Source organism: Sphingomonas hankookensis (assembly GCF_022664465.1).
GTDB lineage: Bacteria > Pseudomonadota > Alphaproteobacteria > Sphingomonadales > Sphingomonadaceae > Sphingomonas > Sphingomonas hankookensis.
In genome coordinates, this window is sequence record NZ_JAKREV010000002.1 from 38507 (window position 1) to 56365 (window position 17859).

Here is a 17859-nt window from a genome sequence, read left to right on the forward strand (position 1 = left end):
CCTCCTTCACCTTCACCCTCATCTTTACCCCCCGTTTGCTTCGAGCGCAGGTTCGAGCCTGTCGAGAACCGTAGTCGAGAAGGGGCTGCGCCAAACGGAGCGTTCTCGACGAGGGTCGGGTCGGATTGTCCCCCGGACAATCCTGATACCCAAGCGGGGCATGGTTCACCCGACCCTCTTCTCGACAAGCTCGAAGCTGCTCGAACCAAACGGTATTGAAGTTAGGGTAGATAAGAAAAAAGCCCGCCTCCTCGTCGGAAGCGGGCCTTTCCCATTCAACCGTCGCTGAAATCAGCCGACGATTTCTTCGGGCTTGAAGAAGAAGTCGATCTCGATCTTCGCATTCTCTTCCGAATCCGACCCGTGGACCGAGTTCGCTTCGATCGATTCGGCCAGTTCCTTGCGGATCGTGCCCGCGTCGGCGTTCGCCGGGTTGGTGGCGCCCATGATGTCGCGGTTCGCCTGGACGGCGTTCTCGCCTTCCAGCACCTGCACGACCACGGGACCCGAGATCATGAACGACACGAGGTCGTTGAAGAACGGACGCTCGCGGTGGACGCCGTAAAAGCCTTCGGCCTGTTCGCGGGTCATCTGGATGCGCTTCGAAGCGACGACGCGCAGGCCGGCTTCCTCCAGCATCTTGGTGACGGCGCCGGTCAGGTTGCGGCGGGTCGCGTCGGGCTTGATGATCGAAAAGGTACGGGTAGCGGCCATGGCGGTCGCGGCTCCTGCGTTACTGGTTGGAAGGCTTGTCGCGGGTCCCCCTAGTCGGGCACCGCGCGACAGGCAAGCGTTACGCTGCCTGCTCCCAGCCGCCATCGCCCTGCCGCCAATAGCGGCGTTCGACGTCGTCGCGGTCGGCCAGCCCTTTCCACGCGGCGCGGGCGGCGGCGATGTGATCTTCGCCGAAGAAATGGAACGCGCGGTCGAACGTCAGCGCGTCGTCGCGCCAGCGGCCGTCGACGATCGCGACGTTGCGCGCGGCGTTCGTGTCGGTCGGTTCGGGGGCGATCAGGACGGATTGGAGGCTATCGTCGCCGGAACCCGCCTCGGCATGGGGCAGGAAGCTGTCGGGGGCATAGGTCCAGAGCAGCATGTCGAGGTGTCGACGTTGCTCAGGGTCGTCGGACAGCAGCAACAACCGCTCGCCATCGTCGTGCAACCGCTGCGCGATGCGCGGCAGGACGCGGTCGAGCGGGCTGCGGGTCAGGTGGTAGAAGTCGACTTTCATCGGTTTGCCCAACCGTCGTTCCCGCGCAGGCGGGAACCCATATCCGCTGACGATCGCGATGAAGCCGCAACGTCAGCGTGTATGGATTCCCGCCTGCGCGGGAATGACTTCAGCCTTCGAAATTATCCGTCACGAACCGGTCGAGCAGGCGCACGCCGAAGCCGGTCGCGCCCTTGTCGTGGTGGTTGCCGGGCTTGTCGGCCCAGACCATGCCGGCAATGTCGAGATGCGCCCAGCGGACGCCTTCGTCGATATAGCGCTTCAGGAACTGCGCGGCGGTGATCGAGCCGGCGCCGCGCGGGCCGATGTTCTTCATGTCGGCGATCGGGCTGTCGAGCAGCTTGTCATACGCCGGCGACAGCGGAAAGCGCCACAGCAGGTCGCCCGAGTCGCGCGATGCGGCGAGCAGCTGGTCGGCGAGCGAATCGTCGTTGGCGAACAGGCCGCCATGTTCGCTGCCCAGCGAAATGATCATCGCGCCGGTCAGCGTGGCGAGGTCGACGATCGTCTTCGGGCTATGCGTCTTCTGGACCCAGGTCAGCACGTCGCACAGGACGAGGCGCCCTTCGGCGTCGGTGTTGAGCACCTCGATCGTCTGGCCCGACATCGACGTGACCACATCACCCGGCCGCATCGCCTTGCCATCGGGCATGTTCTCGACCAGCCCGACGACGCCGATCACGTTCGCCTTCGCCTTGCGGGTCGCAAGCGCCTTCATCGTGCCGGCGACGGCACCGGCGCCGCCCATGTCCCACTTCATGTCCTCCATGCCGGGTCCGGGCTTCAGCGAGATGCCGCCCGTGTCGAAGGTCACGCCCTTGCCGACCAGCGCGAGGTCGATATCGCCCTCCCCCTTGCCGTTCCAGCGCATCGCGAGCAGCCGCGCTTCCTTTTCGGAGCCGAGGCTGACGCCGAGCAGCGCGCCCATGCCGAGTTCGGCCATCTGGCGGTCGTCGAGGATGGTGAGTTCGACGCCCAGCGCCTCCAGTTCGCGGCACTTTTCGACGAAGCTGACCGGATAGAGGATGTTGGGCGGATCGGTGACGAGGGTACGGGTGAGATCGAGCCCCTGGGTCAGCGCGTCGGCGCCGACGAACGCCGCGTCGATGCCGTCGGGGGCGCCGACGATGGTCAGGTCGGTCAGCGTCGGCTTGGACTTTTCGGGCAGCTTGGTGCGATAGCCATCCTGCCGCCACGCCCGCTGCGCCGCGGTGGCGGCAAAGCGCGCGACCGATGCGGCCGGCACGTCGGTACCGGTGAAATCGACGGTCAGGTCGGTCAGGCCCGAGAGCAAAAAGCGACCGGTCAGCGCCCCGCCGGCCTTTTCGAGCGCCGGGCCGTCGCCGTCGCCGATGCCGAGCAGGATGACGCGGTTGGCGCTATCGCCTTCGCCGGGCGTGAAGATCTCCGCCATAGATCCCGCCTCGCCATCGAAGCGGCCGGCCTGCGCCGCGCCGGTGACCAGCGTGGCGACCGCGCTGTCCAGCCCAGCAGCGCCGATCCGGTCCAGCCCACCAGTGGCGATGGGCAGCACGAGGGCGTTTGGGGTTCCCCGGTCGGGGGCGAAACGGATCGAGATCGACATGAGCATCCTCTAGATTTGGCGCACGCGGCGCTGGCGCCTTCTAGGCCCCTCGCGACGGGCAGGTAAAGCAGGCCTTTGGGCGATTGCGGTTCCCGCCGTGCGGTGCAATAGCGCGGAACGAACGTCCGGCAGCGGGCGGCAACGGTTTGGGGAAGCGAAACTAGTGAAGCGTTCGTTCGGGTCGCTTGCCCTTGGCCTGACGCTGGCGGTCGCGGGCCCTGCCTGTGCGCAGGACCTGCAGGATCGTGCCGCACCGCCCCCGGCCCCGGAAAGCGCATTACCGACGCCTGCGACCCAGGACGAGATCGATTTTTCGTCCGACCTGCTGGAATATGACAGCCGCGGCGAGATCGTCACCGCATCGGGCGAGGTGCGGCTGCTGCGCGACGGCAACCGGCTGCGCGCAGACCGGGTGACGTGGAACCGCCAGACCGGACAGGTCGTCGCCGACGGCAACATCGCCGTCACCAATCCCGAAGGCGACGTCGCCTATGGCGACCGGATCGAGCTGACCGACAGCCTGAAGGACGGCGTGGTCGACAACATGCTGGTCGTGCTGGACGAAGGCGGGCGGATCGCGGCCAAGCGCGGCACACGGTCGGACAACGGCGTCGTCACGGTCGAGAGCGCGGCCTATACCCCCTGTTCGGTGACCAATTCGGCGGGGTGCCCGAAGGAGCCGTCGTGGAAGATCACCGCGCTGAAGGTGCGGTACGACCCGACGCGCAAGCGCATCCGCTACACCGGCGCGGGCCTGACCATCTTCGGCCTGCCGACGATCCCGCTGCCGTCCTTCTCGCATTCGATCGGCGATGGCAGCGATTCGGGGCTGCTCGCGCCGTCGATCCGGCTCGACCGGGTCAACGGGTTGGAAGTCGCGGTCCCCTATTATTTCAACCTCGCGCCCAATCGCGACCTGACGATCACGCCGCACGTCTTCACCGCGGTACTGCCGATGCTGCAGGCCGATTACCGGTCGCTGTCGAGCAAGGGCGCGTACCGGGTGCAGGGATATGGCACGGTCAGCCGGCGCAGCGACGACCTGGTGCTGGGCATCGTGCCGACGGGCAGCGAACAGTCGTTCCGCGGCTATGTCGATGCGGTCGGGCGGTTTCAGCTGAACCCGAACTGGGCCGTTTCGGGGTCACTGCGTTATACGACCGACCAGACGTTCCTCCGTCGCTACGACATTTCGCGCGACGACCGGCTGCGCAACAACGTGACGGTCGAGCGGATCGATCGCGATTCGATGCTGACGATCAGTGGCTGGGCGGTGCAGACGCTGCGCGTCGGCGACGATCAGGGGATGCAGCCGATCGCGCTGCCCGAGATCGATTACCGCCGCCGCTTCAACGGGCTGCTCGGTGGTATCGCGCAGGTCCAGCTGAACACGCTGGCGATCAGCCGCAGCGAGGGACAGGACACGCAGCGCGCCTTCGCCGCCGCGCGCTGGGACCTGACCCGCTACACGCCGCTGGGGCAAGAGGTGACCTTCACCGCCTATGCCCGTGCCGATGCCTATAATACGCGCGATACGATCGATACCGCGGTGCTGAGCTATCGCGGCGACGAAGGCTTTACCCCGCGCGGGATCGCGGCGGTGGCGGTCGACGTCCGCTGGCCGTTCGTCGGCGCGATCGGGCGCGGCACGCAGCGGATCAGCCCGCGGGTGCAGCTGGTAGCGTCGCCCAAGATCGCCAATCTGGCGGTGCCGAACGAGGATGCGCGCGCGGTCGACCTAGAGGATTCGAACCTGTTCGCGCTCAACCGCTTCGCCGGGTACGACCGGTTCGAGGATTCGTCGCGCGTCACTTACGGCCTTGACTATGCGCTCGACCTGCCCGGCGTCGCGGTACTGGCGACCGTCGGCCAAAGCTATCGCGCGAGCGAGCGGGCGAGCATCCTGCCGAGCGGGACCGGGCTGGACGACCGCTTTTCGGATATCGTCGGCCGGACCGACATTCGGTTCCGCGAATTCGTGACCTTCACCCATCGTTACCGGCTGGACAAGGACGGGGCGAAGCTGCGCCGTAACGAGCTGGACGCGACGATCGGCAGCCGGCGGACCTATCTGCAGGTCGGGTATCTGCGGCTCAACCGTGATATCGACGAGCTGGAGGATTTGCAGGACCGAGAGGAAGTACGCGTCGCCGGACGTGCCGCGTTCGGGCCGTTCTGGTCGGGCTTTGCCTCCGCCACCGTCGACCTGACCGACAAATCGGAAGATTCGCTGTCGCTGGCGGACGGGTTCGATCCGATCCGCCACCGGGTCGGCGTCCAGTATGAGGACGACTGCCTGCGGCTGGGCCTGACGTGGAAGCGCGATTACCAGCGTATCGGCGACGCGCGCAACGGCAGCAGTTATCTGGTAACGCTGGCGTTGAAGAATTTGGGGCGATAAGGCTCTGTTCAGGCGCGGCGGGCCATGAATTTGCCCGAATGATGCGGCACCGCCCCGATCACGCGCGCATGGGATATGACGACCAAGTGACCAAGAACATCGTGACTATCGGCCGTATCGGCCGTTCGATTGCCGGTTTCGCCGCCGTTGCCGCCGCCGCCACGCTGGCCGCGCAGACGGTCCGCGATACACAGGAGGTGCCGGGTGCCAACCTGAACCTGCCGGGCAACCCGACGATCTTCGGCAAGCTGGACCCCAATATCCGCAAGCCGACCGCCATCGTGAACGACACGGTGCTGACCGGCACCGACGTCGACCAGCGCATGGCGTTGATCGTCGCGCTGAACGATTTCAAGCTGAGCGATGCCGATCGCGAAGTCTTGCGCGCACAGGTCGTGCGCCAGCTGATCGACGAGACGCTGCAGATCCAGCAGGCGAAGGCCAAGGACATCACCGTGACCACGGCGGAGCTGGAGCAGAGCTTCAACCGCCTCGCCAAACAGCGGTTCAACCAGACGCCGGACCAGCTGCGCGCCTATCTGCGCACGGTCGGGTCGTCGGACCGCTCGCTGCGTCGCCAGATCGAGGGCGAGCTGGCGTGGAGCCGGTTGCTGCGCAAGCAGGTCGAACCGTTCGTCAACGTCGGCGAAGAGGAAGTCGCCGCGGTGATCGCACGCATGGAAGCGTCGAAGGGCACCGAGGAATACAGCCTCCGCGAAATCTACATGGCGGCAAACCCCGACCGTGCACCCGAGGTGCAGGCCGGCATGCAGAAGATGATCGAACAGATTCGGCAGGGCGCGCCGTTCGAATATTTCGCCCGCAACTTCTCCGAAGCATCGACCCGCGCCGTCGGCGGCGACCTGGGCTTCGTGCGGCTGAACATGCTGCCCGACCAGCTGCAACGCGCCGCGACGCAGATGCAGGTCGGCCAGATCGCCGGACCGATCGAGGTGCCGGGCGGCTATTCGATCCTGTACCTTGCCGACAAGCGGCAGGTGCTGATGGCCGATCCACGCGATGCGAAGCTGGCGTTGCGTCAGCTGTTCCTGCCCTTCCCCGCCGGCACGTCCGAAGCGCAGGCGAGCGCGAAGGTCGCCGCCTTTACCGAAGCGACGCAGGGTATCCGCGGCTGCGGCGACGCGACCAAGATCGCGCAGGCGCAGAAGGCCGAAGTGGTCGACAACGACGCGGTCGTGCTGCGCAGCCTGCCGCCGGCGTTGCAGGACATCATCCTGAAGCTGAACGTCGGGCAGGCTACCCCGCCGTTCGGATCGCCCAAGGACGGCGTGCGCGTGCTGGTGCTGTGTGGTCGCGAAGACCCCCGCACCGCCGGCATCCCATCGGCGCAGCAGATCCAGCAGGGGCTGGAGCAGGAACGCGTCAACCTGCGCGCCCAGCGCATGATGCGCGATCTGCGGCGCGATGCGGTGATCGAGTATCGTTGAGGGGACGGGCGCGATGCGACCGCTCGCTCCCCTTGCCCTGTCGATGGGCGATCCCGCCGGGATCGGGCCCGAAATCATCGCCAAGGCGTGGGAGCGACGCGAAGCCGCCTCGTTGCCCTGCTTCTTCGCAGTCGGCGATGTGCGCGCGGTATCGGCGGTGTGGAACGGGCCGGTCGAGCGGATCGACGATCCGCGCGATGCCGCCCGCGTTTTCGGCCGGGCACTCCCGGTCGTGTCGGTGGTCGATGGCGATGCGATCATACCCGGCAAACCCGATATCGGCGGCGCGCGCTGTGCGCTGCAATCGCTCGAACTCGCCGCCGGGCTGGCGCGATCGGATGCAGCATCGGGGCTGGTGACGGCACCGGTGTCGAAGGCCGAGCTGTACCGCATCGGTTTCGACTATCCGGGCCAGACCGAGTTCGTCGCCGAACGCTGCGGCGTGGCGCGCGAGAATGCGGTGATGATGCTGGCCGGACCGACGCTGCGCGTGGTGCCGATCACGATCCACGAGCCGCTGGCGCGTGTGCCGATGGCGCTGACGACCGACCTGATCGTCGCACGGGCGCGGGCGACGGCGCGTGGGCTGACGCGCGATTTCGGGATCGACGCCCCGCGCCTCGCGCTGGCCGGGATCAACCCGCACGCCGGCGAAGGCGGCGCGATCGGACGCGAGGAGATCGAGGTGATGCTGCCCGCGATCGAGCAGTTGCGCGCCGAGGGAATCGATATCGTCGGGCCACTGGCGGCCGACACGATGTTCCATCCGCGGGCGCGGGCGCGCTACGATGCGGCCTTGTGCGCGTATCACGATCAGGCGTTGATTCCGATCAAGACGCTGCATTTCGACGACGGGGTCAACATCACGCTGGGGCTGCCGATCGTGCGGACCTCGCCCGATCATGGCACCGCGTTCGATATCGCCGGGCAGGACATGGCCGAACCGGGCGCGATGATCGCCGCAATCCGCATGGCCGGGGCCGCCGCCGCGCGTCGCGCCACCGCATGAGCATCGCGCCGGTCACCGACCTGCCGCCGCTGCGCGAGGTCATCAAACGGCACGACCTGTCGGCGAACAAGGCGCTGGGACAGAATTTCCTGTTCGACCAGCAACTGCTCGACCGGATCGCGCGGGTGCCGGGCGATCTGCACGATCAGGAGGTGCTGGAGGTCGGGCCCGGTCCGGGCGGGCTGACGCGGGCGCTGTTGCTGGCGGGGGCGAAGGTCACCGCGATCGAGCGCGACCGACGCTGCATCCCGGCGCTGGAGGAACTGGGCGCGGCGTTTCCGGGGCGGCTGCGCGTGATCGAGGGCGATGCGCTGGAGATCGATGCGCCGTCGCTGTTCGAAGGGCGGCCGCATATCGCGTCCAATCTGCCCTATAATGTCGGCACTGCGCTGTTCGTCGGGTGGCTGTCGGCCGAGTGGCGGCCGTGGTGGCAGAGCCTGACGCTGATGTTCCAGCGCGAGGTCGCCGACCGGATCGTGGCGCAGGCGAATGACGACGCCTATGGCCGGCTGGCGGTGCTCGCCCAATGGCGCAGCGCCGCGCGGATCGCGATGCCGGTGCACCGCAGCGCCTTCACCCCGCCGCCCAAGGTCATGTCGGCGGTGGTCCATGTCGTGCCGACCGATGCGCCGGACGGCGTGGCGCTGAAGGTGCTGGAACGGCTAACGGCGGCGGCGTTCGGGCAGCGGCGCAAGATGCTGCGGCAGAGCCTGAAGGCGGTGCCGGGGGCGATCGAGGCGGCGGAAACGGTAGGGATCGACATGACGCGGCGGGCGGAGACGGTGTCGGTGGCCGAGTTCGTGGCGTTGGCTCGGGTGTTGTCGGTTTAGGAAGTTTAGGGGTTCGCGCAGAGGCGCCGAGACGCGGAGGGGTTGCGTTTGCGGCGACGCCATCCGCGCCAGCGGCCTTATCGGACTTGTCAGCCGAGGACGAACGTCTGCCGTTCGCGGGCCTTTCGCCCGGAACACAACCCCTCCGCGTCTCCGCGTCTCCGCGCCTCCGCGCGGACCCATTCTTCTTTTTGCTACGTGTCAGACTGGCGGAGCGTATCGCAACCGGGTTACCCCAGCCTGCGCTGGAGTGACGACCGAGATCACTGCGGCGTGGCCGGCGCGGGCGTGCCGGGAACCGCCGGCGGCGTTTGTTGTGCGGTGGCGGTGATCGGCGGACCTTTCGCGATGACCGCGGCCAGCTCGTTCGCGGCCGGGCACATCGCGCCGCAGACGGTTTTCAGCTTGGCCAGCGTGTCGCGTGCGCGAGTCACGGCGCCCTTCTGGACCAGTGCCTCGCCCTCGCCCTTCAACGCCACCACATCGTTCGGTTCGAGGCTCAGCGCCTCGCGGTACAGGCGGATCGACTTGCCCGGCAGGCCCTGCGTGCGGGCGATATCGGCGAGGGTGATATAGGCCGCACGGTTGCGCGGGTCGACGACCAGCGCGCTTTCGATCAAGCCGGTCGCAGCGGCTGTGTCGCCCGCCGCTTGCGCGGCGCGACCCTGTTGCAGCAGCGCCATCGAGCGCGGATCGACCTGATTATCGGGACGCTGGCCGCTGAGCGAGGTCGACGCGCAAATCAGCGCGAGCGCGCCCGCGACCGAAACCGAGGTGAACCGCATCAACTTCTCCGACCAGGCGACAGGCGTACTCATCCCCGGCCGAGGCGTGCGACGAAGAAACCGTCGGTTGAATCGGATGCCGGGGTCAGGCGCATGCCCGGACCGTGGACGCGCCCGCGCGGCAATGCAAGCGGCAGCGCGCGCCAACCGGCGTTGCGCGCCAGAAACGCATCGACCTGTCCCCGCCCCTCGTCGTCGAGCAGCGAGCAGACGACATAGGTGATCGTACCGGTCGGCGCGGTCAGACCGGCCGCGACGTCGAGCAGCCGCGCCTGCGTCGCGACCACCCGGTCGAGCCGATCGGGCGTCAGCCGCCAGCGGGCCTCTGGATTGCGGCGCCATGTGCCGGTGCCAGAACAGGGCGCGTCGACCATGACCCAGTCGGCCTGCCCCGCGACATCGTCGAGCATCGCGCTTTCCTTGCCCGGATCGAGCAGGCGCGGTTCGGCGATCGTCACACCGGCGCGCGCGGCGCGGGGGGCGAGGCGCGAGAGGCGGGGACGGTCGGTATCGGTGGCGAGGATGCGCCCCTCCCCGGCCATCTGCGCGGCGATCGCCAGCGTCTTGCCGCCGCCGCCCGCGCACAGGTCGATCGCGAAGCCGCCGGGCTCGGCACAGGTGGCGAGCGACACGATCTGGCTGCCGAAATCCTGCACCTCCGCACGGCCGTCGCGCAGGATTTCGCTGTCGGGCAGGGTATCGGCGGGGAGGCGGATGGCGTCGGGCAAATCGGGCGCGGGATCGCCGCCCAGTTCGGCCAGAACCTCGGTCCGTTCGGCCCGCAGGCGATTGACGCGCAGGTCGAGCGGGGCACGGTCGAGCAGCGCCGCGAGTTCGCTATCGTCCAGCCCGGCGGCGTGGAACGCATCGACCAGCCATGCCGGTGCCAGCCCCGGTTCGGCGCGCGGCTCGTCGGCGGTGATCGGTGCAGGGCCGTAGGACGATCCATCGAAGGTCGCCGCCAGTTCGGGATCGGCATCGGCCAGCGCCACGATCGCCGACCGTGCCGTCGCGGGTACCGGCCCGAAGCGGCGGACCGCGTCATAAGCCAGCGTGCGGACCGCGCGCCGGTCCTTCGACCCGGCATAGCGACGGGCGGCGAAGAAGCGCTTGGCGATCTGATCCGCCGCCGCACCGCCGGTGCGCGCGGCGTCGAGGATCGCATCGACCAGATCGATCGTAGCCTGGGTACGCGCAGCCGGGTTCATGCCAACATCTTCCGAAACATCATGCGCGACGCTACCAACATAACGTAGATCAAGCTAGCGGTGCAAATATACCGGTGTGCCATGGTCCGTGAATGCACGCCGCGGGATATCGGCACGGGCATGCCACCACGGCGCGACAAAAGCCGGGCCGTGGCAACGCTCCGCCCGGTCAGCGCGTCGGGTAGTTCGGCGCTTCGCGGGTTATCGTCACGTCGTGGACATGGCTTTCGCGCAGGCCCGCATTGGTGATGCGGACGAAGCGGGCGCGCTCCTGCAGCTCGGTGATGGTGTGCGACCCGGTATAGCCCATCGCCGCCTTCACGCCGCCAACCAGCTGGTGGATGACGTCCTTGGCTGGGCCCTTGAACGCGACCTGTCCTTCGATCCCTTCGGGAACGAGCTTCAGCTGGTCCTTGATATCCTGCTGGAAATAGCGGTCGGCCGAACCTTTGGCCATCGCCCCGACCGAGCCCATGCCGCGGTAGCTTTTGTACGCGCGGCCCTGATACAGGAAGGTCTCGCCCGGCGCTTCTTCGGTTCCCGCCAGCAGCGATCCGATCATCACCGCCGATGCGCCGGCGGCCAGCGCCTTGGCGACGTCGCCCGAGGTGCGGATGCCGCCATCGGCGATCACCGGTACGCCGGTCCCCGCCGCCGCCTTTGCCGCATCCATTACCGCGGTCAGCTGTGGCACGCCGACGCCGGCGACGACGCGGGTGGTGCAGATCGATCCCGGCCCGATGCCGACCTTGATGCCGTCGGCACCGGCATCGATCAGCGCACGGGTGGCGTCGCCAGTCGCGACGTTGCCGGCGATGACCTGAACGTGCGGTGCGATCGCCTTCACCCGCTTCACCGCTTCGGCGACCTGCCGGTTATGGCCGTGCGCGGTATCGATGACGATCAGGTCGCATTCGGCCTCGATCAGCGCCTCGGTGCGTTCATAGCCCGTGTCACCGACCGTGGTGGCGGCGGCGACGCACAGGCGACCGGCGCCGTCCTTGGTCGCGTTCGGGTAGGTCACCGCCTTTTCGATGTCCTTGACGGTGATCAGGCCTACGCAATTATACGCGTCGTCGACGACCAGCAGCTTCTCGATCCGACGGTGATGGAGCTGGCGACGCGCTTCTTCCTGCGAAACCCCGATACGGACGGTCGCGAGGTTCTCGTGCGTCATCAGCTCGGCGACGGGCTGGTTCGGGTTTTCGGCGAAGCGGACGTCGCGGTTGGTCAGGATGCCGACCAGCTTGCCCGAGTTTTCGACCACCGGGATACCGCTGATCCGGTGGCGCTGCATCAGCGCGCGCGCGGCGCTGAGCGGGGCGTCGGCAGCGATGGTGATCGGGTTGACGACCATGCCGCTTTCGAAGCGCTTGACCGCGCGGACCGCCGCGACCTGTTCCTCGACGGTCAGGTTGCGGTGAAGCACGCCGATCCCGCCCAGCTGCGCCATGACGATCGCCATGTCCGCCTCGGTTACGGTGTCCATGGCGGACGACAGGAACGGGATGTTGAGCGCCAGATTGCGGGCGACGCGGGTGCGCGGGTCGGCCTGGCTGGGCAGCACGTCCGATTCCTGCGGAACCAGCAGCACGTCGTCGAAGGTCAGGCCGAGGGTGATATCCATGGGAAGCGTCGTCTCGTATCAGTTGGCGGGGTAGCGGATCGGGTCGGCAAGTGCGCGGGCGAGCGCCACATGCAGGTCGGCATCCTCGGCAGCGCCCGACAGGTCGATATGCGCGAGGTCGTCGTTCGGTTTGTGGTACGGGCCGTCAAGATAGGCGAACAGCCGTTTCATGTCGCTGACCGAACCGGTCGCCATGACGGCAGGAATGCCGCGCTTCCCGAACGCCCAGCCGTCCTGCCGCTGGATCATGATGTTGGCTTCGGTATCGGTATCGACATTGCGGCCGATCGAACGGGCGGTGGCATCGACGATCGCGTCGATCTTCGGGAAATTGCCGCGCCCGACCATCGCCACCGGCATTCCCGTTGGGACGATCGCGGCGGTATCGATGTTGAGGTTCGCAACGATCTTGAGCGGGGTTTCGGCGACCGCCGCGGCATAGGCATCGGCGCCGATCAAGCCCTTTTCCTCCGCCGTGGTGGCGACGAAATACAGGCTGCGCGCCGGGCGAGGCCCCTTGGCCAGCACGCGGGCGATCTCGATCAGGATCGCGGTGCCGCTGGCGTTGTCCGCCGCGCCGTTGCAGATGCGATCGGGCGCGCCTTCGGGGCGGCAGAAGCCGATATGGTCCCAATGCGCCGACAGCAGCACCGCTTCGTTGGGGCGCTGCGTACCCGGGATCATGCCGACGATGTTGGCGGTGGTGTAGCGGCGGGTGGTGCCGGTCGCGGCGACATCGATCGTCGTCTTGGCCCGAAACGGGCGGAAGTCCGGCGCGATCGCCGCCTTGCGCAGGTCCGCCGCGGAACGGCCCAACAGCGTTTCGGCAAGGCTGGCCGGCACCACGCCGCTGAAATCGGGCCGGCGCGGGGTGCCGGCGATGGTCGCGGTCGAATAGCTGTGCGCGACGTCGGTCCATGGCGCCTGCGCGGGTGCGATCAGGAGGACACCGACAGCACCCGCCGCCAGCAGCGCGGCATTGCGATCGGCGGTCGGGACTGCGGGGGCGTCGGGTGCGGTGCCACCAATGACGACCGCGACGGCACCCCTCAGCTTCGCACCCTGCATCTGATCGGGCGCACCGCGACCGACGAAGACGAGCGGCGCGCGCCGGATGGCGGTGGTCGGCGACAGGCCGAGACCGGCAATCTGCTGGGCGGTCAGCGTCGTACTGCGCGATCCCTGCCGCACCACGGCGGTCAGCGTGGCGGCGAGGTGGTCGGCCATCGCCACCTCCTGCCGCCAGCGACCGTCGGGCGCGCCGGGTTTCAGCCCGGCATCGGCGAACGCCTGCAACACATAGGCTTCGGCACGGTCGCCACCGGGCGTGCCGGGTTCGCGCCCTTCATAGGCATCGCTGGCGAGGATCGCGACGTGGTCGCGCAGCATCTTCGGGGTGATCGACTGGGCGAGGGCCGGCGTCGTGCTGAGCAGCAGGGCGGCGAGTCCGAGGATCGGGCGGAGCGACATGCGCCCCACTATCGATCCCGAACGTTACGGGCAAGCGTCAACGCGCGCGCTGGATCAGCCGGCGCGCCATTTCGACATGCATGTCCTCGATCATGCGATCCTGGAACCGTTCCGCCCCGCCCCCGGCGGCGGCGATCATCGCCGCGGCCTCTTCCAGTTCGGCGGGCGTGGGGGAGAAGGCGGTATTGGCGACGACGATCTGGTTGGGATGGATCAGCGACTTGCCGTCGAACCCCATCGCCCGTCCTTCGGCGCATTCGCGCGCAAGGCCATCGGCGTCGTTCAGCGCATTGAACACGCCGTCCAATGCCAAGCCGCCCGCAGCGCGCGCCGCCAGCACGACCATGTGCAGCGCGGTGGTCAACGCCCCCCGCCCCGCCCCCGGTGGCAAACGCAGCGCGGCGGCGAGGTCGTTGGTACCGACCAGCAGCCCGACCACGCCCGGCACCGCGGCGATCGCCGCGGCGGCCAGTACGCCCGCGGGCGTCTCGATCATCGGCAGCAGGGCGCGACCGGACAACGCCGCGAGATCGCCGGATGCCTCTACCTTCGGCACGACCACCAGCGTGTCGCCGACGCGGTCGAGTATCGCCAGATCGTCGGCGAAATGCGGGCTGTCGGGTGCATTGATCCGTACCGCCGCGCCGCGGCCGTGCAGCAGTTCGAGCGATACCGGCAAGGCTTCGCGCGCCGCGGCCTTGTCGCCGTCGCGGACCGAGTCCTCGAGGTCGAGGACGATCAGGTCGGCGTCGAGCCCGGCGGCCTTGGCGACCATGCTGGGACGGACCGCCGGCACGAACAAAAGACTGCGCGGGGCAAGGGTTGTCGCTGGTTCCATGGTCCGATCATGCTAGGGTCCGGTCGACAAAACACAAGCAGGGGACGGTCGATGGTGTTGGGCGTGGTCGCGGCGATCGTGTTGCTGGTCTTGTTCTATCTGTTCGCCAGCGTGAAGATCGTCACGCAGGGGCATCAATATACGATCGAACATTTCGGCCGCTTCACCGCGGTGGCACGGCCGGGGTTCAATTTCTATCCCGCCTTCTTCTACCGTGTCGGCCGCAAGGTGAACATGATGGAGCAGGTGATCGACATTCCGGGGCAGGAAATCATCACCCGCGACAATGCGATGGTATCGACCGACGGCGTGGTGTTCTTCCAGGTGCTCGACCCGGCCAAGGCGGCGTACGAGGTGTCCGACCTGTATATCGCGCTCCAGCAGATCACGACCACCAACCTGCGCACGGTGATGGGGTCGATGGACCTCGACGAGACGCTGTCGAAGCGTGACGAGATCAATGCGCGGCTGCTGGGCGTGGTCGATCACGCGACCAACCCGTGGGGGGTGAAGATCACCCGCGTGGAGATCAAGGACATCCGCCCGCCCGCCGACATCGTCAACGCGATGGGCCGCCAGATGAAGGCCGAGCGCGAGAAGCGCGCCAACATCCTCGAAGCCGAAGGCACGCGCGCGTCGGAAATCCTGCGCGCCGAGGGGCAGAAGCAGGCGCGCATCCTCGAGGCTGAAGGGCGCCGCGAATCGGCGTTCCGCGACTCCGAAGCCCGCGAGCGCGCGGCCGAGGCCGAGGCGAAGGCGACGCAGGTGGTCAGCGACGCGATCGAGGCCGGCGGCACGCAGGCGATCAACTATTTCATCGCACAGAAATATGTCGAGGCGGTCGGCAAGTTCGCGACCAGCCCCAATGCCAAGACGATCCTGTTCCCGGTCGAGGCGACGCAGCTGATCGGTACCCTAGGCGGCATCGGGCAGCTGGCCAAGGAAGCGCTTGCCGAAAGCAAGCCGGTTGCGGCCCCGTCGGCAGCGCGCGAGCGTCCCGCCGGTCCCTTCGAGCCGCCGGCGCGATGATCGACGGCGGCTATGCCTGGTTGTTGCTGGCGGTGGTGCTGGGCGCGGCCGAGCTGGCGGTGCCGGGGGTATTCCTCGTCTTCGTCGCGATCGCGGCGGCAATCACCGGCGTGCTGGCGCTGCTGTTCCCCGCCCTCACGCTGCCGGCCGAGCTGGCGGTGTTCGGGGCGTGGAGCGTGGTGACGGTGGTGATCGGGCGGCGCTGGTATGCGGACTATCCGGTCGACAGCGACGACCCGATGCTCAACGACCGTGCGGCGCGGCTGATCGGCGAACGGGTGGTGGTGGTCGAACCGATCGTCGATGGCATCGGCCGCGTCCGGCTGGGCGATGGCGAGTGGATCGCGCGCGGGCCGCCGCTGGATGTCGGCAGCCGGGGGCGGATCGTCGGGGTCAGCGGATCGACGCTGACCATCGCCGCCGACGATTGACGCGCGCGGTCGGTCGCGGGACACAGGCGCGACAGTTTCGAAGGAACCGCCATGGACCTCTCCCGCCGCGACTGGATCGCCGGTGCCGCCGCGACGACGCTGACCGCGACCCTGCCCGTCAAGCTGACCGCCCATGCCCAGACCGCAGCGACGGGCGCGGACAAGGCGGCGGAAACGACGCTGGCGACGATCGCCGAGGCGATGCTGGTCGATTCGCCCGAGTCCGCCAGCGGCCTTGGTATCGATACCGGGGCGCGGGCCGCGCTCAAGTCGCGGCTGGGCGACCGATCGGCGGCCGGACAGCAGGCGATCGCCGACCATCTGCGCGCGCATGTCGCGACGTTGCAGGCGATCGACACCAAGCCGCTCTCCACCGCGACGCGGACCGATATCGACGTCGCGCGGACCGCATTCGAAACCGCGATCGAGGGGTTCGCCCTGCCGTACGGCGACGTCGCGGTCGGCGGGTGGCGCAACACGCCCTATGTCGTGATCCAGAATGTGGGCGCGTATCTCGACGTGCCGCGGTTCCTCGACAGCGATCACAGCATCACGACGAAGGCGGACGCCGACGCCTATCTGGCGCGGCTCGACAGCTATGCGACGCAGCTGGACGGCGAGACGCAGCGGGTGCGTGCGGCATCGGCGGGCGGGGTGGTGGCGCCCGACTTCCTGCTCGACAAGACCATCAAGCAGCTGACCCAGTCGACCACCGGCGATCCGGCGTCGTGGGACATCGTCACGTCGCTCACCCGGCGGACCAAGGATATTCCGGGCGACTGGACCGCGCGGGCGACCGTGATCGCGCGCGACAAGGTGAAGCCGGCGCTCGAACGGCAGCTGGCGGCCATCCGCGCCGACCGGGCGAAAGCGACGTCGGATGCCGGTATGTGGGCGCGGCCCGACGGCGATGCGTGGTATGCGTGGGGGCTGCGCGCCTCGACCACCACGATGATGACCCCCGACGAGGTCCACGCCCGCGGCAAGGAAGAACTCGCCGCGTTGCAGGGGCAGATGGACGTGATCCTGAAGTCGCTTGGCTATACAAAGGGCAGCGTCGGCGCGCGGATGACGGCGCTCGGCAAGGACCCGCGCTTCACCTTCCCCGACAACGACGCCGGTCGGGCACAGATCATGGCGCTAGTCCAGAACCGCCTGAGTGACATTCGTGCCCGGATGCCCCGCGCGTTCAACACGATGGCGCCAGGCAATGTCGAGGTGCGCCGCATTCCGCCGGTCGAGGAAGCCGGCGCGCCGGGGGCCTATGGCGGTGCCGGGTCGATCGACGGCAAGGTGCCGGGCAAGATGTGGATCAACCTGCGCACCACCGATCTGTGGACGCGCTATTCGCTGCCGACTTTGGTCTATCACGAGGCGATCCCGGGCCATGTGTGGCAAGGCGAATACAGCTTCCGCCTGCCGCTGATCCGGTCGCTATTGCAGTTCAACGCCTTTTCCGAAGGCTGGGCGCTGTATTCGGAGCAGCTGGGCGACGAGCTTGGCGCCTATGACGGCGATCCGGTCGGACGGCTGGGCTATCTCCAGTCGATCGCGTTCCGCGCGTGCCGGATGGTGGTCGACACCGGGCTGCATGCGAAGCGCTGGACCCGCAGCCAGGCGATCGACTGGTTCGCCAGCACCAACGGATCGAGCGTCGAGGAAGTATCGGGCGAGGTCGATCGCTATTGCTCGTGGCCGGGTCAGGCATGCGGTTACAAGGTCGGCCATTCGGAGATCAACCGCCTGCGCGACCGGGCGAAGACGGCGCTGGGTCCGCACTACGACTTCAAGGCGTTCAACGATGCCGTCGTGCAGGGCGGCGGGGTGCCGATGACGGTGCTGGCGCGGAATATCGATGCGTTCGTGGCGGGGCGGCGGGGGTAGCCCCCCTCGCCCCGGGCGTCGTTCCAGCGCAGGCCGGAATCTCCTGCGGCTCCTGTCCCGCGCCGAGCGCAAGAGACCCCAGC

The 17859-nt window shown here is 68.0% G+C and carries 15 protein-coding genes; 7 read left to right on the plus strand and 8 right to left on the minus strand.

Annotated features, from left to right (window positions below):
- Positions 1–291: 291 nt before the first annotated feature.
- The 3 genes from ndk to MF610_RS05605 all read right to left on the minus strand — a co-directional run bounded on the left by ndk (position 292) and on the right by MF610_RS05605 (position 2816).
- Positions 292–714, minus strand: coding sequence for a nucleoside-diphosphate kinase (gene ndk, locus MF610_RS05595; protein ID WP_055756278.1), 423 nt, complete (start codon positions 712–714; stop codon positions 292–294).
- Positions 715–793: 79 nt separating this feature from the next.
- Positions 794–1231, minus strand: coding sequence for a DNA polymerase III subunit chi (locus MF610_RS05600; RefSeq protein WP_242195261.1), 438 nt, complete (start codon positions 1229–1231; stop codon positions 794–796).
- A gap of 109 nt (positions 1232–1340) precedes the next feature.
- The gene (locus MF610_RS05605; protein WP_242193702.1) at positions 1341–2816 is read right to left on the minus strand and encodes a leucyl aminopeptidase; all 1476 of its coding nucleotides are present in this window, start codon (positions 2814–2816) and stop codon (positions 1341–1343) included.
- Between the two features lie 163 nt (positions 2817–2979).
- On the opposite strand from MF610_RS05605, the gene MF610_RS05610 reads away from it, so the two are divergent.
- From MF610_RS05610 to rsmA, 4 genes are all read left to right on the plus strand, one after another.
- On the plus strand, positions 2980–5217 hold the full coding sequence (locus tag MF610_RS05610; RefSeq protein ID WP_242193704.1) for an LPS-assembly protein LptD: 2238 nt from the start codon (positions 2980–2982) through the stop codon (positions 5215–5217).
- Between the two features lie 68 nt (positions 5218–5285).
- Positions 5286–6665, plus strand: a complete 1380-nt coding sequence (locus tag MF610_RS05615; RefSeq protein WP_242193705.1) for a peptidylprolyl isomerase — start codon at positions 5286–5288, stop codon at positions 6663–6665.
- A gap of 13 nt (positions 6666–6678) precedes the next feature.
- The gene (gene pdxA, locus MF610_RS05620) at positions 6679–7674 is read left to right on the plus strand and encodes a 4-hydroxythreonine-4-phosphate dehydrogenase PdxA (RefSeq protein ID WP_242193707.1); all 996 of its coding nucleotides are present in this window, start codon (positions 6679–6681) and stop codon (positions 7672–7674) included.
- On the plus strand, positions 7671–8504 hold the full coding sequence (gene rsmA, locus MF610_RS05625; protein WP_242193709.1) for a 16S rRNA (adenine(1518)-N(6)/adenine(1519)-N(6))-dimethyltransferase RsmA: 834 nt from the start codon (positions 7671–7673) through the stop codon (positions 8502–8504). Before pdxA ends, rsmA begins: the two co-directional genes overlap by 4 nt.
- A 263-nt stretch (positions 8505–8767) precedes the next feature.
- Here rsmA and MF610_RS05630 read toward each other — a convergent pair whose 3' ends face one another.
- The 5 genes from MF610_RS05630 to MF610_RS05650 all read right to left on the minus strand — a co-directional run bounded on the left by MF610_RS05630 (position 8768) and on the right by MF610_RS05650 (position 14432).
- Positions 8768–9289 (minus strand): tetratricopeptide repeat protein, encoded by a 522-nt coding sequence (locus MF610_RS05630; RefSeq protein WP_242193711.1) that lies wholly within the window; start codon positions 9287–9289, stop codon positions 8768–8770.
- A 29-nt stretch (positions 9290–9318) separates the two neighbouring features.
- A complete protein-coding gene (locus MF610_RS05635) occupies positions 9319–10497 on the minus strand; it encodes an RsmB/NOP family class I SAM-dependent RNA methyltransferase (RefSeq protein WP_242193713.1) in 1179 nt (392 codons plus the stop codon).
- Between the two features lie 169 nt (positions 10498–10666).
- On the minus strand, positions 10667–12124 hold the full coding sequence (gene guaB / locus MF610_RS05640; RefSeq protein ID WP_242193715.1) for an IMP dehydrogenase: 1458 nt from the start codon (positions 12122–12124) through the stop codon (positions 10667–10669).
- 18 nt (positions 12125–12142) lie between these two features.
- Positions 12143–13594 (minus strand): M28 family peptidase, encoded by a 1452-nt coding sequence (locus MF610_RS05645; RefSeq protein ID WP_242193718.1) that lies wholly within the window; start codon positions 13592–13594, stop codon positions 12143–12145.
- A gap of 37 nt (positions 13595–13631) precedes the next feature.
- A complete protein-coding gene (locus tag MF610_RS05650; protein WP_242193720.1) occupies positions 13632–14432 on the minus strand; it encodes an HpcH/HpaI aldolase/citrate lyase family protein in 801 nt (266 codons plus the stop codon).
- 51 nt (positions 14433–14483) lie between these two features.
- Between MF610_RS05650 and MF610_RS05655 the strand changes: the two genes are divergently transcribed.
- From MF610_RS05655 to MF610_RS05665, 3 genes are read left to right on the plus strand one after another with little or no spacing between them, the layout of a single operon-like run.
- Positions 14484–15461, plus strand: a complete 978-nt coding sequence (locus MF610_RS05655; RefSeq protein WP_242193722.1) for an SPFH domain-containing protein — start codon at positions 14484–14486, stop codon at positions 15459–15461.
- Positions 15458–15892: an NfeD family protein gene (locus MF610_RS05660; protein WP_242193723.1), complete on the plus strand. Its 435-nt coding sequence runs from the start codon at positions 15458–15460 to the stop codon at positions 15890–15892. Before MF610_RS05655 ends, MF610_RS05660 begins: the two co-directional genes overlap by 4 nt.
- Positions 15893–15943: 51 nt before the next feature.
- On the plus strand, positions 15944–17776 hold the full coding sequence (locus MF610_RS05665; RefSeq protein ID WP_242193725.1) for a DUF885 domain-containing protein: 1833 nt from the start codon (positions 15944–15946) through the stop codon (positions 17774–17776).
- Positions 17777–17859 lie beyond the last annotated feature (83 nt).

What these genes read in the sequence shown, in the direction of transcription:
- MF610_RS05665 (WP_242193725.1), top strand. Translation starts at nt 15,944, where the DNA reads ATGGACCTCTCCCGCCGCGACTGGATCGCCGGTGCCGCCGCGACGACG.
- MF610_RS05605 (WP_242193702.1), bottom strand. Translation starts at nt 2,816, where the DNA reads ATGTCGATCTCGATCCGTTTCGCCCCCGACCGGGGAACCCCAAACGCC.
- MF610_RS05650 (WP_242193720.1), bottom strand. Translation starts at nt 14,432, where the DNA reads ATGGAACCAGCGACAACCCTTGCCCCGCGCAGTCTTTTGTTCGTGCCG.
- MF610_RS05630 (WP_242193711.1), bottom strand. Translation starts at nt 9,289, where the DNA reads ATGCGGTTCACCTCGGTTTCGGTCGCGGGCGCGCTCGCGCTGATTTGC.
- ndk (WP_055756278.1), bottom strand. Translation starts at nt 714, where the DNA reads ATGGCCGCTACCCGTACCTTTTCGATCATCAAGCCCGACGCGACCCGC.
- MF610_RS05600 (WP_242195261.1), bottom strand. Translation starts at nt 1,231, where the DNA reads ATGAAAGTCGACTTCTACCACCTGACCCGCAGCCCGCTCGACCGCGTC.
- MF610_RS05660 (WP_242193723.1), top strand. Translation starts at nt 15,458, where the DNA reads ATGATCGACGGCGGCTATGCCTGGTTGTTGCTGGCGGTGGTGCTGGGC.
- pdxA (WP_242193707.1), top strand. Translation starts at nt 6,679, where the DNA reads ATGCGACCGCTCGCTCCCCTTGCCCTGTCGATGGGCGATCCCGCCGGG.
- guaB (WP_242193715.1), bottom strand. Translation starts at nt 12,124, where the DNA reads ATGGATATCACCCTCGGCCTGACCTTCGACGACGTGCTGCTGGTTCCG.
- MF610_RS05645 (WP_242193718.1), bottom strand. Translation starts at nt 13,594, where the DNA reads ATGTCGCTCCGCCCGATCCTCGGACTCGCCGCCCTGCTGCTCAGCACG.
- MF610_RS05615 (WP_242193705.1), top strand. Translation starts at nt 5,286, where the DNA reads ATGGGATATGACGACCAAGTGACCAAGAACATCGTGACTATCGGCCGT.
- rsmA (WP_242193709.1), top strand. Translation starts at nt 7,671, where the DNA reads ATGAGCATCGCGCCGGTCACCGACCTGCCGCCGCTGCGCGAGGTCATC.
- MF610_RS05655 (WP_242193722.1), top strand. Translation starts at nt 14,484, where the DNA reads ATGGTGTTGGGCGTGGTCGCGGCGATCGTGTTGCTGGTCTTGTTCTAT.
- MF610_RS05635 (WP_242193713.1), bottom strand. Translation starts at nt 10,497, where the DNA reads ATGAACCCGGCTGCGCGTACCCAGGCTACGATCGATCTGGTCGATGCG.